15 protein-coding genes are annotated in these 16,629 nt (G+C 62.2%); 10 read left to right on the top strand and 5 right to left on the bottom strand.

The features are described from left to right. Positions 1–65: 65 nt before the first annotated feature. Positions 66–884: a Flp pilus assembly protein CpaB gene (cpaB, locus tag OCA5_RS03595; protein ID WP_012564544.1), complete on the bottom strand. Its 819-nt coding sequence runs from the start codon at positions 882–884 to the stop codon at positions 66–68. A gap of 343 nt (positions 885–1,227) precedes the next feature. Between cpaB and OCA5_RS03590 the strand changes: the two genes are divergently transcribed. The 8 genes from OCA5_RS03590 (at position 1,228) to OCA5_RS03555 (ending at position 9,306) form a co-directional block, all read left to right on the top strand. Beyond that, the gene (locus OCA5_RS03590; protein WP_012564545.1) at positions 1,228–1,392 is read left to right on the top strand and encodes a Flp family type IVb pilin; all 165 of its coding nucleotides are present in this window, start codon (positions 1,228–1,230) and stop codon (positions 1,390–1,392) included. 316 nt (positions 1,393–1,708) lie between these two features. Beyond that, a complete protein-coding gene (locus OCA5_RS03585) occupies positions 1,709–2,233 on the top strand; it encodes an A24 family peptidase (protein WP_012564546.1) in 525 nt (174 codons plus the stop codon). A gap of 126 nt (positions 2,234–2,359) precedes the next feature. Next, the gene (locus OCA5_RS03580; RefSeq protein WP_012564547.1) at positions 2,360–3,820 is read left to right on the top strand and encodes a type II and III secretion system protein family protein; all 1,461 of its coding nucleotides are present in this window, start codon (positions 2,360–2,362) and stop codon (positions 3,818–3,820) included. 20 nt (positions 3,821–3,840) lie between these two features. Next, entirely contained in the window at positions 3,841–4,584 is a 744-nt protein-coding gene (locus OCA5_RS03575; protein ID WP_012564548.1) for a CpaD family pilus assembly protein, read from the top strand. Continuing rightward, on the top strand, positions 4,581–5,843 hold the full coding sequence (locus tag OCA5_RS03570) for a CpaE/TadZ family protein (protein ID WP_012564549.1): 1,263 nt from the start codon (positions 4,581–4,583) through the stop codon (positions 5,841–5,843). Before OCA5_RS03575 ends, OCA5_RS03570 begins: the two co-directional genes overlap by 4 nt. 18 nt (positions 5,844–5,861) lie before the next feature. Continuing rightward, positions 5,862–7,331, top strand: a complete 1,470-nt coding sequence (locus tag OCA5_RS03565) for a TadA family conjugal transfer-associated ATPase (RefSeq protein ID WP_012564550.1) — start codon at positions 5,862–5,864, stop codon at positions 7,329–7,331. Positions 7,332–7,341: 10 nt separating this feature from the next. Next, on the top strand, positions 7,342–8,319 hold the full coding sequence (locus OCA5_RS03560) for a type II secretion system F family protein (protein ID WP_012564551.1): 978 nt from the start codon (positions 7,342–7,344) through the stop codon (positions 8,317–8,319). Between the two features lie 9 nt (positions 8,320–8,328). Continuing rightward, positions 8,329–9,306 (top strand): type II secretion system F family protein, encoded by a 978-nt coding sequence (locus OCA5_RS03555; protein ID WP_012564552.1) that lies wholly within the window; start codon positions 8,329–8,331, stop codon positions 9,304–9,306. 33 nt (positions 9,307–9,339) lie between these two features. On the opposite strand, the gene OCA5_RS03550 is transcribed toward OCA5_RS03555, so the two are convergent. Beyond that, positions 9,340–10,143 (bottom strand): tetratricopeptide repeat protein, encoded by an 804-nt coding sequence (locus OCA5_RS03550; RefSeq protein WP_012564553.1) that lies wholly within the window; start codon positions 10,141–10,143, stop codon positions 9,340–9,342. Positions 10,144–10,290: 147 nt separating this feature from the next. On the opposite strand from OCA5_RS03550, the gene OCA5_RS03545 reads away from it, so the two are divergent. Continuing rightward, complete coding sequence (locus OCA5_RS03545) at positions 10,291–11,664, top strand: leucyl aminopeptidase family protein (protein WP_012564554.1); 1,374 nt, start codon at positions 10,291–10,293, stop codon at positions 11,662–11,664. Beyond that, positions 11,657–12,520, top strand: a complete 864-nt coding sequence (locus OCA5_RS03540; protein WP_012564555.1) for a C40 family peptidase — start codon at positions 11,657–11,659, stop codon at positions 12,518–12,520. The genes OCA5_RS03545 and OCA5_RS03540 overlap by 8 nt, the downstream gene beginning before the upstream one ends. Before the next feature lie 187 nt (positions 12,521–12,707). Here the strand turns inward: OCA5_RS03540 and OCA5_RS03535 are convergent, their stop codons facing one another. The 3 genes from OCA5_RS03535 to OCA5_RS03525 are packed head-to-tail and all read right to left on the bottom strand — an operon-like array spanning position 12,708 to position 16,629. After that, positions 12,708–14,345 (bottom strand): ABC transporter ATP-binding protein, encoded by a 1,638-nt coding sequence (locus OCA5_RS03535; protein WP_012564556.1) that lies wholly within the window; start codon positions 14,343–14,345, stop codon positions 12,708–12,710. A 5-nt stretch (positions 14,346–14,350) separates the two neighbouring features. After that, positions 14,351–15,523 carry an ABC transporter permease gene (locus tag OCA5_RS03530; protein WP_012564557.1) on the bottom strand — a complete coding sequence of 391 codons (1,173 nt, stop codon included), beginning with the start codon at positions 15,521–15,523 and terminating at the stop codon, positions 14,351–14,353. Next, a complete protein-coding gene (locus OCA5_RS03525; protein ID WP_012564558.1) occupies positions 15,520–16,629 on the bottom strand; it encodes a microcin C ABC transporter permease YejB in 1,110 nt (369 codons plus the stop codon). Before OCA5_RS03525 ends, OCA5_RS03530 begins: the two co-directional genes overlap by 4 nt.

Below are 16,629 nucleotides of genomic sequence, written 5' to 3'. Positions count from 1 at the left end.
AAGGGGCGGTATTAAGGAATTGGAAACCAATTCTTTCAGGGGTGGGGTAGCAGCAAAGGCGAAGGCTAGCCGCCTTCGCTGCCGCGCTTCTTGCAGGACGAGGTGCAGTTGTAGATTTCGCGATCAACGCCACGATAGACGGTGATCACCTTCTCGTCCGTGGCTTCCTCGACCTCGTTCTGCTTGTTGGCATCGACGAGGCTGCGCAGTGCAAGCGTCAGCGTTCCGCTCTGGCGTGAGCGCGTCAGCATTTCGGCTTGGGCGGGCTTGAGCTCAAGCGTCGCGGTCTTGCCGACAACGACCTTCTGGCCGTTCTTTTCCTCGATCGTCTGGTCGATCGCGAGCACTCTCACGTCGGACAAGATGATTTCCGAGCTGACCATCTCGCCACCGTTGCTGTCCGGATTCCGCTGGCGGCGTGACAGCATCACGTCGACGCGGTCGTTCGGAAGAATAAAGCCGCCGGCTCCGGTTTCCGGGGAAATCTCGGTCGATACCGCACGCATTCCGCTGGGCAGGATCGCTGCCATGAAGCCCGAACCATTGCTCTTGACGAGCTTGGTTTCGCGGATCGGCTCGCCGGCCAGGAACGGCGAGCGCGCAATGGAGCCTGTCAGATCTGCCACTGCGCTGGCGCGCTCACTCTTGCGAATAAAGCTCGAGCTTGCCGTGGCTGCGGGCCAGGTCTGCCACGTCATGTCCTCGGCTTTAATCGTCTGTCCGAGCGGAATATCGGCCTTCGCGACCAGAACATCCGTCGTTTCCAGTTTCGGCGCGGGTGCTGCAACCTCGGCCGGTTTCTGATCCGACCCGCTCGCAAGGAAGGCCGCAACGCCCCCCGCAGCAACGGCAATAGCCAGCACAACAACACGCGCGGTGTTCATCTGCTTACTCTCTTACGCAACAACACAAGGGCTCACACACAGCCCGGTATGGCAAATCTGACGTTAATTGATGAACGAACTGCAAATATTCAAGAAGGCGCCAAGCGCCCTTTCATCTCACATGCAATGGCGCCAGCATGCCAACCAATCAAATGCGATATATTCCTTTAACGCGACATTTACCGTGCACAACAAGAGCCGGATATCCGGGACTTTCTGCAATCGAATTAACTGCGCTGCAATTCATCGATTTTATTTTCGCAGTCGGCCTCGGCGGCGCCCTACCCGCTCCGGATGGGCCAACTGAGAACGACAGCCACACGTATTTTTTATGGAGTCACCTATGACCAACTTGTTCGCCCGCTTCGTGAAGGACGAATCCGGCGCTACCGCGATCGAGTACGCGCTGATCGCCGCCGGCATTGCCGTTGTGATCATTGCCGCCGTGAACGGCGTCGGAAGCGCAATCTCCAGCAAGTTCGAAACGATCAAGAGCAGCCTTCAGTAAACGAACGGCCGCCGCTTCTGATAAAGGCTTCGGGCAACCGAAGCCTTTATCATTTCCGGCCTTTCACCTGCAGCCTCTCGCCTGCCACGCGGAATCCTAACCCGGCCTTCGTGCACCCATGAAGCCATTGCGGCCGAAAATAGCCACTCTCGAGCCTCTTCGCGCCAGCGCACCTGTCGAGGGCATTGGTATTGTCTGCGCGGCCCTCGCGCTCGCCTGCCTCGTTGTTGCGATCGAAATCGCCCGGATTTGGTGATTGTTCACACCTGACTTCTAGGTTGGTTGGAACGATAAGGCAGAATTCTCACGGGGCCTCATGCTGCTCGATCTCGCGCGTCTGTTCCTGTTTCCCGCGCTCATGGCCTTTGCCGCCGTCAGCGACATCCTCACCATGACCATCTCGAACCGCGTGTCGCTCCTGCTGATCGGGGGCTTCTTCGTTCTCGCCGGTCTCACCGGAATGAACCTCGAGACGATCGGATGGCATGCGGCCGCGGGAGCGACCGTCCTTGTCGTCGCCTTCACCTGCTTCGCCTTCGGATGGATCGGTGGCGGGGACGCCAAGATCGCGGCCTCCGCCGCGCTGTGGTTCGGGTTTGCTCACCTACTTGATTATCTCGTGGCGGCCTCGATCGTCGGCGGCGCCCTCACGCTCATTATTCTTCAGCTTCGTCGTTGGCCGATGCCGGCATTCCTCACCTCGCAGGACTGGCTGGTGCGGCTGCACGACAAGGCAACCGGCATCCCCTACGGCGTCGCTCTCGCGGCGGGCGCGATGCTTGTCTATCCGAACACCGAGTGGGTCAGGTTGGCCGCTTTCGCAACAAGCGCCTTGCATTGAGCGAGGCGCATAAAGCTCCCGTTAACTCGATTTAGATACGCCTCATTAACCATGCTTTGACGAATAGCTGGTCAAATCCCCACACAGCGACAGAGCCGTCGCCGCGTGATGTGGAAAGTGAAGCGTATGAAGACCGCCCCCTGGATTGCCCGCGCATTGTCGGCTGCGGCCATCTCCGTTTTCATCCTTGGCTCCGCGCCTTCATCGGCTCTCGCAACCGATTACTCCGCCAGCTCGGCAAGCACGTCACATGCCGATTCCCTGAATGCGCGCGCGCTGCGGCTTGGCATCAGCAAGTCGCTGGTCGTCGACCTGCCCCGCGACGTCAAGGACGTGCTGGTGGCGGACCCCAAGATCGCCAATGCGGTCGTCCGCTCCTCGCGGCGCGCCTATATCATTGGCGCTTCCGTCGGCCAGACCAACATCATCTTCTTCGATGCCGACGGCCAGCAAATGGCGGCCTATGACGTCGCCGTCACCCGCGACCTCAACGGCATCCGCACCGCGATCCATCAGGCTTTGCCGCAATCCGACATCCAGGTCGAAGGGCTCGGCGACGGCGTCGTTTTGAGCGGCACCGCGGCCAACCAGGCTGAGGCGCAGCAAGCCTACGAACTCGCGGCGCGACTGATCGGCGGCCCCTCCAAGGCGGGCGAATTGATCGTCAACAACATCGCCGTGCGCGGCCGCGATCAGGTGATGCTGCGGGTCACCGTCGCAGAAGTCCAGCGCAGCATCATCAAGCAACTCGGCGTCGATCTCAGCGGCAGCTTCAACTACGGCACGGCCGTGGTGGACTTCAACAACACCAATACCTTCACCGCACTGGGCCGCCGCCTTGTCGACAACAATGCGGTCTCCGCCGCGTTCGGTAACGGCACCGTTCCGTCGGTGAAAGCAACGCTGCGTGCGATGGAAAGCGCGGGCGTGATCCGCACCCTCGCCGAGCCGAACCTCACGGCGATTTCCGGCGAGAGTGCGACCTTCATCGCAGGCGGCGAATTTCCGATCCCGACCGGCATCACCTGTCAGACCGCGGCCGGCGGTTCGACCGGACCCTGCCAGCCCTCCATCGCCTTCAAGAAGTTCGGCATTTCGCTCAACTTCACGCCGGTTGTTCTGACCGAGGGGCGAATCAGCCTGCGGGTCATGACTGAGGTTTCGGAAGTGTCGAGCGACAATTCGATCTCCGTCAGCGGCCTCACCATCCCCTCGATCAAGACCCGCCGCGCCGAAACCACGCTGGAAATTCCCTCGGGCGGCTCAATGGCAATGGCCGGTCTCATCCAGGACCAGACCAAGCAGGCGATCAACGGCCTGCCAGGCCTCGCGCAGGTGCCGGTTCTCGGCACGCTGTTCCGCAGCCGCGACTTCATCAACAACCAGACCGAGCTGATGGTGCTGGTAACGCCGTATGTCGTGCGCGCTGTGGCGCAGAAGGATCTGTCGCGGCCTGACGACGGCTTCGCCTCGGCTTCGGACCCGCAGTCGGTCCTGCTCGGCAACATCACTCGCATTTACGGCGTACCCCGCCGCGGCGGCCCGGTCGCCAGCTATCGCGGCAAGTACGGCTTCATCACCGATTAAGGTTGGACAGGACGTCGACCATGAGCAAACGCGTATCCAACCTTGCTTCGACCACGGCACTCGCCGCGCTGACGCTGATCGGTGCTGCCGCACTCGGCGGCTGCACCCATCGCAGCCAGGAGGCCGAAATCGTCACCGGCTCGCTGCCTGTCGATTATCGTGCGCGCCATCCGATCGTCATTCAGGAAGCAGCCAAGACCACCGAGATTTTCGTCGGTCACGCCCGCGGCGGACTGACCACGGCGCAGCGGACCGATATCGCGGGGCTCGCCCAGGCATGGCTCAGCGAAGGCACCGGCGCCATCACCATCGATACCCCCACGGGAACGCCGAACGCGCAAGCAGCCAGCGTCACCGTTCGTGACATCCAGAACATGCTCGTCGCGGCTGGCATTCCCGCGCGCGGCGTCAAGGTTCAACCCTATCATCCGAACGATCCGCGCCAATTCGCGCCGGTGCGCGTGCGCTATGCCCGCATCATCGCCGATGCCGGCCCATGCGGCCTGTGGCCGGAAGATCTCGGGCCTTCGGTGAAGAACAAATCGTATTTCGAAAACCGGCCCTATCAGAATTTCGGCTGCGCCTATCAGCGCAACATGGCCGCGATGGTGGCGAACCCCGCCGATCTTGTTCAGCCGCGCGCGGAATCGCCGTCGAACTCGGCCCGGCGCTCGCAGGCCTTTACCAAGTATCGCAACGGTCAGCCGACGTCGATCGATTACCCGGAGGCTGAAAAAGCCAAGCTCAGCACGGTAGGCAAATGATCAGTTACGCGCGTCAGGGTCAGCAGGACGACACCACCGAAGCCGGCGGGGAAGAGCACATCGCTCCCGCGCCGCGCGTGTCCGTGCAGGCGTTCTGCGAAACCGTGGAGACGGCCGCCGCCGTGCAGGCGGCCTGCGAAGACCGGCGGCTTGCCAAAGCCCACCTCAAGATTCAGATGGGTGGCCTCGCCGCTGCAATCGAAGCCTATCGCACGGCGCCGACACCCAACGTCATCCTGCTCGAAACCGACAACCAGACCGACATTCTGCCGGGGCTCGATCAACTCGCCTCAGTTTGCGATGCCGGCACCCGTGTCATCGTTGTCGGCCGCATCAACGACGTCACGCTTTATCGGGAGCTCGTCCGCCGCGGCGTCAGCGATTACATCATCCTGCCGGCCGGGCCGCTCGATATCGTTCGCTCGATCTGCAGCCTGTTCACCTCGCCGGAGGCGAAGGCCGTCGGCCGCGTCATTGCCATCGTCGGCGCCAAGGGCGGTGTCGGCGCCTCGACTGTCGCCCATAACGTCGCGTGGGCCATTGCGCGCGACCTCGCGCTCGATTCCGTGGTAGCCGACCTCGATCTCGCCTTCGGTACGGCCGGGCTCGACTACAATCAGGACCCGCCGCAGGGCATCGCGGATGCGGTGTTCTCTCCTGATCGTATCGACACTGCGTTCCTCGACCGCCTGCTGTCGAAATGCACGGATCATCTCAACCTTCTTGCGGCGCCCGCGGCACTCGACCGCGTCTATGATTTTGGCACGGATGCGTTCGATGCAATTTTCGACACGTTGCGCACCACCATGCCCTGCATCATCCTCGATGTTCCGCATCAGTGGTCAGGCTGGACGAAGCGCGCGCTGGTTGGCGCCGACGATATTCTAATCGTTGCCGCGCCCGATCTCGCCAATCTGCGCAACACCAAGAACATCTTCGATACGCTGAAAGCAGCACGCCCCAACGATCGCGCGCCGGTTTATTGCCTCAACCAGGTCGGCGTTCCGAAGCGGCCCGAAATCAAGGCGAGCGAGTTCGCCAAGGCGATCGAGAGCGATCCGATCGTCTCGATCCCGTTTGAGCCGCAGATCTTCGGCACCGCCGCCAACAACGGGCAGATGATTGCCGAAATCTCGGCCAATCACCGGACCACAGAAATGTTTCTGCAGATCGCACAGCGCCTCACCGGCCGCGGCGATTCCAAGAAGACCAGTAACTCCCTGTTCAGCCCCCTGCTCGGGAAATTCCGCCGGAAGTAATCGGCTCGAGGCAAGATCGTGTTTGGCAAGCGTAGCGGAGGAGAGACGGGCTTCCACCCTGGAGGCGCCGTCACCACACCGGCGGAGGCACCACCGCCTGCACCGGCGCGCGCGCCTGCCGTCGAGGTGCCCAAGGCTGCCGCGCCGCCGCTCGCTCCCGCACGCGCGCCCGCACCTCCGGTCAACGATTCCCGCCGCTCGGACAACTATTATCAGGTCAAGGCGACGATCTTCGGTGCCCTGATCGAAGCGATCGACCTCGCCCAGCTCGCCAAGCTCGATGTCGAATCGGCGCGCGAGGAAATCCGCGATATCGTCAACGAGATCATCGCGATCAAGAACATCGTGATGTCGATTGCCGAGCAGGAAGAACTGCTCGACGACATCTGCAACGACGTTCTGGGTTACGGCCCGCTGGAGCCGCTGCTCGCGCGCGACGACATCGCCGATATCATGGTGAACGGCTCCGACACCGTGTTCATCGAAGTTGCGGGTAAGATTCAGAAGACCGGCATCCGCTTCCGCGACAACCAGCAGCTTCTCAATATTTGCCAGCGCATCGTGAGCCAGGTCGGCCGTCGCGTCGACGAATCCTCGCCAATCTGCGATGCCCGTCTTGCCGACGGCTCCCGCGTCAACGCCATCGTGCCACCGCTTGCAATCGATGGCCCTGCGCTCACCATCCGCAAATTCAAGAGGGACAAGCTCACCCTCGATCAGCTCGTACAGTTCGGCGCGATCTCGCCGGAAGGCGCGCAGATCCTGCAGATCATCGGCCGCTGCCGCGCCAATGTGCTGATCTCCGGCGGTACTGGCTCCGGTAAAACCACGCTGCTCAACTGCCTCACCAACTATATTGATGAGGACGAGCGTATCATCACCTGCGAGGACGCGGCCGAACTGCAGCTCCAGCAGCCGCATGTCGTCCGCCTCGAAACCCGTCCGCCAAACATCGAAGGCGAAGGACAGGTGACGATGCGCGATCTCGTCAAGAACTGCCTGCGTATGCGTCCCGAGCGCATCATCGTCGGCGAAGTCCGCGGACCGGAGGCGTTCGACCTCCTGCAGGCGATGAACACCGGCCATGACGGCTCGATGGGTACGCTGCACGCGAATAATCCGCGTGAGGCTCTGTCGCGCTGCGAATCCATGATCACCATGGGTGGCTATGCGCTGCCTTCGCGAACCATCCGCGAGATGATGTGCGCCTCGATCGATGTTATCGTTCAGGCCGCGCGCCTGCGTGACGGCTCCCGCCGCATCACCCACATCACCGAGGTGATGGGCATGGAAGGCGACACGATCATCACCCAGGATATTTTCGTCTACGACATCCTCGGCGAAGACATCAACGGCAACATTCTCGGCCGCCATCGCTCGACCGGTATCGGACGCCCGCGTTTCTGGGATCGCGCGCGCTACTACGGCGAGGAGAAGCGGCTCGCAAGCGCTCTCGACGCCGCCGACGCGCCCGACCCGAACCGGTGAGGGGTGATCGATGAACCTTCAAACCCTCGCGATCGCATTCATGAGCGCGGTCACGCTTGGCGGCCTCGCCTGGGTGTTCCTCTACCCTGCGCTGTCGGGCGAACGGCAGGCTGAAAAGCGACGCGCGTCCCTTGCCCGTCCGGAGAACATCGCGCGTCGCGTCGAGCGCAATCCGCAGCGTTCGCGCCGCGAGCAGGTCGAGGATACGCTCAAGGACGTCGAGAACCGCGCCAAGCAGGCGAAGAAGGTGCCGCTCAATATCCGCCTTGAGCAGGCGGGCGTGAACTGGACCAAGCGGCAGTTCATGATCGGCTCGGCCGTGCTTGGGATCGCGACCTTTCTCCTGTTCTACATAGTGGACGCGAACTTCCTTGCGACCATCGCCTTCGCTGGCGCAGCCGGGTTCGGCTTGCCGCGCTGGGTTCTGAATTTTCTCAAGAAGCGGCGCGAGAAGAAGTTTCTCGATGCACTGCCCGATGCCGTCGACGTCATCGTGCGCGGCGTCAAGGCCGGCCTTCCCTTGTTCGATTCGCTGAAGGTCGTCGTCAACGACTCGCCCGAACCGCTGCGCTCGGAGTTTCGCGCGATCATCGAGACCCAGAGCATCGGCATGCCGCTCGGCGAGGCCTGCATGCGCCTTTACGAACGGATGCCGCTGCCGGAAGCGAACTTCTTCGGCATCGTGGTCGGCATCCAGATGAAATCCGGCGGCAATCTGTCGGAGGCGCTCGGCAACCTCTCAAAGGTGCTGCGCGACCGCAAGAAAATGAAGGCAAAGATTCAGGCGATGTCGATGGAAGCGAAAGCCTCCGCCGGCATCATCGGCTCGCTGCCGCCGGCTGTCATGATGATCGTCTACTTCATGTCGCCGGACTATATCTCGCTGTTGTGGACGGAGCCCGCGGGCCGCGTGATGCTCGCGGTCAGCGGCGCATGGATGTTCGCGGGCGTCATGATCATGAAGAAGATGATCAACTTCGATTTCTGAGGACTACCAATGCTCGACCTGTTGATCGACAAGCTTCACGACACTCAGTTTCTGACGATGACGTTTGCCGCCATCGCCGCCAGCGCCACGGCCTATGCGCTGATCTCGCCGATGTTCGCAGGCGATGGCCTCGCACGGCGCATGAAAGCGGTTGCAAGCGAGCGCGAGCGGATGCGCCAGCGCGAACGCGAACGCATGAACCGCAATGAAAAGGTGACGCTGCGGCAAAGCCCCAAGCAGGTCGTGCAGCGGGTCGTCGAAAGATTCAACCTTGGCAAGTGGCTCGCTCAGGAGGAGGCCAAGGAAAAGCTGATCATGGCAGGCTATCGCGGTCATGCGCCTTACGTCACGTTCCTGTTCTTCCGCCTCGTCGCGCCGGTCGTATTCCTGATCGCCACTGCGCTCTATATCTTCGTGATTCTCAATCTCGAGCAGACGATGACGATCAAGATTGGCATCTGTATTCTGGCCGCCTGGCTCGGCATGCAGGCCCCGATGCTGTTCCTCAAGAACGCCATCAGCAAGCGGCAACTGTCGATCAAGCGTGCATTTCCCGACGCGCTCGATCTCCTCTTGATCTGCGTCGAATCTGGCATGTCGATTGAAGCAGCCTTCCGCAAGGTCAGCGTGGAGATCGGCTCGCAGTCTGTCCCACTCGCGGAAGAACTGACGCTGACGACCGCCGAGCTCTCTTATCTGCAGGACCGCAAGATGGCCTACGAGAACCTGCAGAAGCGCACGGGACTCGAAGGCGTGAAGTCGGTTTGTATGGCCCTGATGCAGTCGGAGCGCTACGGCACGCCGCTGGGGCAGACGCTGCGCGTCATGGCACAGGAAAATCGCGACATGCGCATGAACGAAGCGGAGAAAAAGGCTGCGAGCCTGCCGCCGAAGCTCACCGTGCCGATGATCGTGTTCTTCCTGCCGGTGCTGTTCGTGGTGATCCTCGGGCCGACCTGGATCAAGGTCGCGGCTTACATGAAGTAAGCGGCGCGCCGCTGTTTATCCGGCAGCGATATCTCAGGAACGCGCCGGAGCCTGACGCCCCTGTGGCGCGACTTTGCCGCCCTGCCCGCTGCTCAGCATATCCTTGAGATAGGCGACATTGGCGGCGGCCTCGTCAGGCGGCAGGTCCGCCTGCACGATCGCCTCAGCTTCCGTGAAGCGGCCCTGCAGCCCGAGCGCAAGACCGAGGTTCTGCCGGATACGCGAATCGTTGGGTGCGAGTTGTTGCGCGCGACGCAACGTCGCCTCCGCTCGGGGCAGTTCCTTGGTCAGCACATAGGACATGCCGAGGTTCGACAGCACAGACGGCTCGTCCGGCCGGATTTTCAGCGCATTCGCATAATAGCGCCGCGCCTCGTCGGGCTTGCCCATTTGGTCGAGCACCGCGCCCTGGGTCGAGAGAATGCGCCAATCCGGATTGGCCGGCGTATGCGCGCGCGACAGTACATCGAAGGCGAGCTTGAAATTGCCGTTCTCGGCGAGCGCACGGCCATAGGCGCCGAGCACCTCACGATTGCCGGGATGCGCAAGGTTCGCCTGTTCGAGCACCGCCACGGCCTGCTCACGCTGGCCGTTGGCACGCAGCGCCTGGCCGTAGCGCAACGCGCTGTCGAGATCCTTCGGGTTGGCGCGATATTTCTCGCCATAGACCTCGGCCGCGCGTTGCGGATCATTGGCGGGCGCGGCAACGCTCGCCTTGCTGCCAAGCGAGCCGGTGATGTCGCGACCCGCGGTCTGACAGCCGGCCAGAGCCACAGCCGCGACCGTCAGAAAACCGACGGAGCCAAGAAGCCGGGCAACACGGGAGGATGGACGCATGGCGCGTTCGCTCGGGATTAAGTTCGGGACGGCAGAAGCCGTCTCCAGCAGTAAATTGTTAACCCTAATGAGTGGTTAATTTTGCGGGCGGCGTGCTACACCGAACCGGCGCGTTGCGCTGCCCTCCCATGCCCTTCGAGTTCATCGATGCCGAATTTCTTTTCCGCCCCGTCCGCCGCCTCCACACCGATCCTGTTCGCCACCAAAAACACCTGGGATGCTGTCGCTGCCAGCCTCCCCGCTCTTGCGCGCGCGTTCGCCATCGCAAGCGGCTTCACCGCAAAACCCGGCGAATGCCTCGCGCTGCCGGGCGAAAGTGGCCAGCTCGCTTCCGTCCTGTTCGGGCTCGAGGACGATCCGGCCAAGGCTAACCCATTCCACGCCGGGCAGTTGCCGGCGAAGCTGCCCGCAGGCGTCTATCATTTCGGCAACGCGCCGCATGATGCGCGGCTCGCCGCGCTCGGCTTCGCGCTCGGCAGCTATCGCTTTGGCCGCTACAAGAAGGCGGAGCCTTATGCGGCCAGTCTGGTGCCGCCGGAGGGCACTGACGCTACCGACCTCACGCGCATGGCCGAGGCAGCGATGCTGGCGCGCGACCTCATCAACACGCCGCCGAACGATATGGGCCCGGACGAGCTCGCCGCCGCCGCAAAGATGCTAGCGGATGAATTCGGAGCGGCCTATCGCTGCGTTATCGGCGACGAACTCGCGCGGGAATTTCCGCTGATCCACGCCGTGGGCATGGCCTCGCCGCGCGCGCCGCGACTGATCGACTTCACATGGGGCGAGGCTTCACATCCCAAAGTGACACTGGTCGGCAAGGGTGTCTGCTTCGATACCGGCGGCCTCGACCTGAAGCCATCGAGCGCCATGCTCATTATGAAGAAGGACATGGGCGGCGCGGCCAACGTGCTGGCACTCGCCCGCATGGTGATGGACGCGAAGCTGAAGGTGCGGTTGCGGGTGCTGATCCCGGCGGTCGAGAATGCCGTCTCCGGCAACGCCTTCCGCCCGCTCGACATCTTCCCCTCGCGCAAGGGCCTCACCGTCGAGATCGGTAACACCGATGCGGAGGGCCGCCTCGTGCTCGCCGACGCGCTCACGCTCGCCTGCGAGGAAAAGCCCGATCTCTTGATCGATCTCGGCACGCTGACCGGTGCGGCACGCGTGGCGCTCGGCCCCGATCTGCCGCCGTTCTACACCAACGACGAGGCGCTTGCCGCCGACGTCACCCGCCATGCGCAGGCGGAAAACGATCCGCTGTGGCGGCTGCCGCTGTGGCAACCTTACGATGCATGGCTCGACTCAAAGGTGGCTGACCTCAACAATGCACCGTCCGGCGGCTTCGCGGGTTCGATCACCTGCGCGCTGTTCATGCAACGCTTCGTCACCGCCGAGACGCGCTGGCTGCATGCCGACATCTACGGCTGGACGCCGAAGGCGAAGCCCGGCCGCCCCGAAGGCGGCGAATGCCAGGGTGCGCGCGCATTCTACAAGCTGCTGAGCGAACGCTATGGCTGAGACGGCATTCGATCCGCGATTCATGCCGGCGCGGCCGGACCTCGCCGCCTCTCATCTGCGCGGCCGGGTCGAGGCCGCACGCTTCGTTGACGGAGAGGAACACGAGGTGTTCGACGCCATCGCACCGGTGCAATGCGAACCTTCTCATGACGCGACGCAACTGACGCAAGCGCTGAAAGGCGAGCGCGTCACAATCTATGATCGCGATGGTGAGGGCTGGGCATGGGGTCAGCTCAACGACGACGGCTATGTCGGCTGGTTGCCGGAGGCCGCCCTCGTGCGCCCGCGCACCACGCCGACACATCGCGTTGCGGCGCTGCGCACCCTCGCCTTCCCGGGCCCGTCCATCAAGCTGCCGCCGGTCGAGAGCCTGCCGCTTGGCGCACGCGTAGAAGCCGTCAAAGAGAACGGCATTTTCGCCGTCACGCCGCAGGGCCATTACATTCCCGCGCAGCATCTCGTGTCGCTCGGCAAACATGAAAGCGATTTTGTTTCTGTAGCAGAGCGCTTCATCGGCACTCCTTATCTCTGGGGCGGGAAGAGCAATATGGGCATCGACTGCTCGGGCCTCGTGCAGGTTTCGCTTGCCGCTGCGGGCATTCGTGCTCCGCGTGACAGCGATATGCAGGAAAAGGCGCTCGGTGAGGTCGTGCCACCTGCGCAGTGGACACAATTGCAGCGCGGCGATCTCATGTTCTGGAAGGGCCACGTCGCGATCGTCAGCGATCCGGCCACCATCGTCCACGCCAATGCCTACGCGATGGCAACTGTGCATGAGCCGCTTGCGGAAGCCATTGCGCGGATCAAGGCCGCGGGCAGTGACGTAACGAGCGTGAGGCGGCTGGCACCGCAATAGACCAATAGACCTCTCGCCGTCATGGCCGGGCTTGTCCCGGCCACCCACGTCTATCATTTTATCTCACGGAGCAGCAGGCGCGGACTTGATCTGCGCATCCATCTTTCTGAAAAGATGGGTTGCCGGGTCAAGCCCGGCAATGACATTCCAGGGTAAAGCATCTCCAGGGGTAAAGTATCAGCTTCGATCACCCTTCCGGTGCAATCGCCGCATCCGTCTCGATGTTGAACGCCGCAGCAAACAGCGCGCGGGTATAATCGGTCTTCGGATTCTTGAACAACGACGCCGCCTCGCCTTCCTCGACGACTTTGCCCTGCCGCATCACGATCAGGTGGCTCGCGAGAGAAGCCACCACGCGCAGATCGTGCGAGATGAACATGTAGGTGAGATCGCGCTTGCGCTGCAGATCGCGTAGCAGATCGACCATCTGCGCCTGAAAAAGCATGTCGAGCGCACTCGTCGGCTCATCAAGCACGACGAAATCCGGCTCCAGCACGATGGCGCGCGCGACGCTGATGCGCTGGCGCTGGCCGCCGGAGAATTCGTGCGGATAGCGGAAGCGGACTTCCGGATCGAGCCCGACGTCTGAGAGCGCCTTGACCACCCGCGCTTCACACTCCGCCTCCGGCAACGAGGGCTGATGCACGCTCAAACCTTCCGCGATGATGTCGCTCACCGACATGCGCGGGCTGAGCGCGCCGTAAGGGTCCTGAAAGACAATCTGCATGTCGCGCCGGAACGGCCGCATCTCCTTGAAACGTAACCCCTGAATGGGTTTGCCGAGAAACACGATCGGCCCCTCAGATGCAATCAAGCGCAATAGCGCGAGGCCGAGCGTGGTCTTACCCGAGCCGGATTCACCGACGACGCCAAGCGTCTCGCCTTTCCGCACCGCAAGCGACACACCGTCGACCGCTTTGATGTGGCCGACCGTCTGACGCAGCAGCCCGCGCTTGATCGGAAACCAGACCTTGAGATCGTCGGTCTGCATCACCACCGGCGCTTCAGGGCGCGGCGGCGCAGGGTCAGGTTTCGGTTCGGCGGCAAGCAACGCCTTGGTGTAATCATGCCGAGGTGCGGTGAACACCTGCTCCACCGGTCCCTGCTCGACGATCTTGCCGTTGTTCATGACACAGACGCGATCAGCAATGCGTCGTACAATGCCGAGATCATGCGTGATGAACAGCATGCTCATGCCGAGCCGCGCGCGAATTTCGGCGAGAAGCTTGAGAATTTGCGCCTGAACCGTTACGTCCAGCGCCGTGGTCGGCTCGTCCGCGATCAGCAAATCGGGTTCGTTGGCGAGCGCCATCGCGATCATCACGCGCTGGCGCTGCCCGCCGGAGAGCTGATGCGGATAGGCGCCGAGCCGCGTCTCCGGATCGGGAATGCCAACCTGCGTGAGCAACTCCAGCGTTCGCGCGCGCGCTGCCTTGCCGCGCACGCCACCATGCAGGACCAGCGCCTCTCCGATCTGATCCTCGATCGTATGGAGCGGATTGAGCGAGGTCATCGGCTCCTGAAAGATGATAGAGATGTCGTTGCCGCGCACGCCGCGCATCTCGTTCTCATCGAGCGGCAGCAGATCCCGCCCTTTGAAGCGAATGCTGCCCGAGGGGTGAAACGCGCTTGGGTAAGGGAGCAGCTTCAGCACCGACAGCGCGCTGACGGATTTTCCCGAGCCGGATTCACCGACCAGCGCAACGCATTCACCGCGGCCGATCGAGAACGATACCTTATCGACGGCGACCGACGTTCGGCCGCCCTGCCGGAATGCAACCGACAGATCCTGAACATCAAGCAAGGGTTGCGAAGTCGTGTCCATCGCCCTCACTCGAACGTCTTGCGTGGATCGAAGGCGTCGCGCACCGCCTCACCGATGAAGATCAGCAGCGACAGCATGATCGCAAGCGAGAAGAAGCCCGAGAAGCCGAGCCACGGCGCCTGAATGTTGGCTTTGGCTTGCGCCAGCAATTCACCGAGCGACGGTGAGCCGGGCGGCAGGCCGAACCCCAGGAAGTCCAGCGCCGTCAGCGTCATCACCGACGACGAGACGATGAACGGCAGGAAGGTCATGGTCGCAACCATCGCGTTCGGCAACAGGTGACGGAACATGATCACGCGATCGGACACGCCGAGCGCGCGCGCCGCCTGGATGTACTCGAAGTTTCGCCCGCGCAGGAATTCCGCGCGCACCAGCCCGACCAGCGACACCCATGAGAACAACAGCAGGATGCCGAGCAGCACGAAGAAGCCGGGCACCAGAACGGACGAGAGAATGAGAAGAAGATAAAGCGACGGGATCGCAGTCCACACCTCGATCAGCCGCTGGAAGGTGAGATCGATCCAGCCGCCGAAATATCCCTGAATGCCGCCCGCCGCGATGCCGATGATCGACGACACGATCGTCAGCGCAAGACCGAACAGCACCGAGATGCGGAAACCGTAGATCAGTCGCGCCACCACGTCGCGCCCCTGATCGTCGGTGCCGAGCCAGTTGTATTCAAGATCGCTGCAGCCTTTCAGTCCCTTGCGTTCGACAACCGAGGCGCATTCCTTCTCGGTCAGCATCCAGGTCGGCTTCGAGGGCGCGGGCGTCGGTAAGTCGAGATTATGCGTATCATACGAATAGCGGATCAGCGGCCAAACGATGAGTCCGCCCTTCTCCGCGATCAGCTTTTGCAAATACGGATCGCGATAATCCGCTGCGGTTTCGAAGTCTCCGCCGAAAGCCGTTTCCGGATAGGCGACGAATGCCGGGAAATAAAGGCCGCCATCATATTGAATAAGAAACGGCCGATCGTTGGCGATCAGTTCCGCAAACAGCGAGACGATGAACAGGATCGAGAAAATCCAGAACGACCAGTAGCCGCGACGGTTCGCCTTGAAATTCTGCCAACGACGGCGATTGAGCGGCGACAGCCGCAGGCTGCGCTGCGACGCCGGCACCGCTTCGCCGAGCGGCGAGATGCTTTGCGTCTCGATCGGCGGCGTGACGCTCATGCCTGTCGCGCCTCGAAATCGATCCGTGGGTCGACCCACATGTAGGCGAGATCGGAGAGAAGATTCACGACAAGACCGACCAGCGAGAAGATGAACAGGGTGCCGAACACCACCGGATAATCTCGGTTCAGGACGCTTTCAAAGCCAAGCAGGCCGAGGCCATCGAGCGAAAAGATCGTCTCGATCAGGAGCGATCCCGAGAAGAACGCATGAACGAATGCGCCGGGAAAACCCGCGATCACGATCAGCATCGCGTTGCGGAAGATATGGCCATAAAGCACACGATTCTCGCCGCAGCCCTTGGCGCGCGCGGTCATCACATACTGCTTGCGGATTTCGTCGAGGAACGAGTTCTTCGTCAGCAACGTCATGGTGGCAAACGAGCCAAGCGCCATCGCCAGAAGCGGCAGCGTCAGGTGCCAGAAATAATCGATGATCTTCCAGTACCAGGGAAACTGCGCCCAGCCATCAGAGGTGAGGCCTCGCAGCGGGAAAATGTCGTAGAACGAGCCGCCCGCAAACAGGATGATAAGCAGAATCGCGAACATGAAGCCCGGGATCGCGAAGCCGATGATGATGACGCCGGAAGTCCAGATATCGAAGCGCGAGCCGTCCGCCACCGCCTTGCGAATTCCGAGCGGGATCGAAATCAGGTAGGTCAGAAGCGTCATCCAGATGCCGAGCGACATCGAGACCGGCAGCTTCTCCTTGATGAGCTGCAACACGCTGATGTCGCGGAAATAGCTCTTGCCGAAATCGAAGCGAGAGAAATCCCACACCATTCGCACGAAGCGTTCCGGCGCGGGCTTGTCGAACCCGAATTGCTTTTCCAGGCTCTTGATAAATTCCGGATCGAGGCCCTGGGCACCACGATATTTGGAGTTCACCGCATCCATTGTGGCACCCGGCGCACCACGCGCACCGAGGTCACCGGCACCGCCGCCGGAAATGCGCGAGGTCGCGCCCGTATCGGCGCCGGAAAGCTGCGCGATCACCCGCTCCACCGGACCGCCCGGCGCGAACTGCACCACGACGAATGACACGAACAGGATGCCGAGCAGCGTCGGCACCATCAGGAGAATGCGGCGGGCGATATAGGCGGCCAT

It is taken from the genome of Afipia carboxidovorans OM5, from assembly GCF_000218565.1.
GTDB classification, from domain to species: Bacteria; Pseudomonadota; Alphaproteobacteria; order Rhizobiales; family Xanthobacteraceae; genus Afipia; species Afipia carboxidovorans.
Note: the sequence above shows the minus strand (reverse complement) of the source record. Positions and strands in the feature narration are given on the sequence as shown.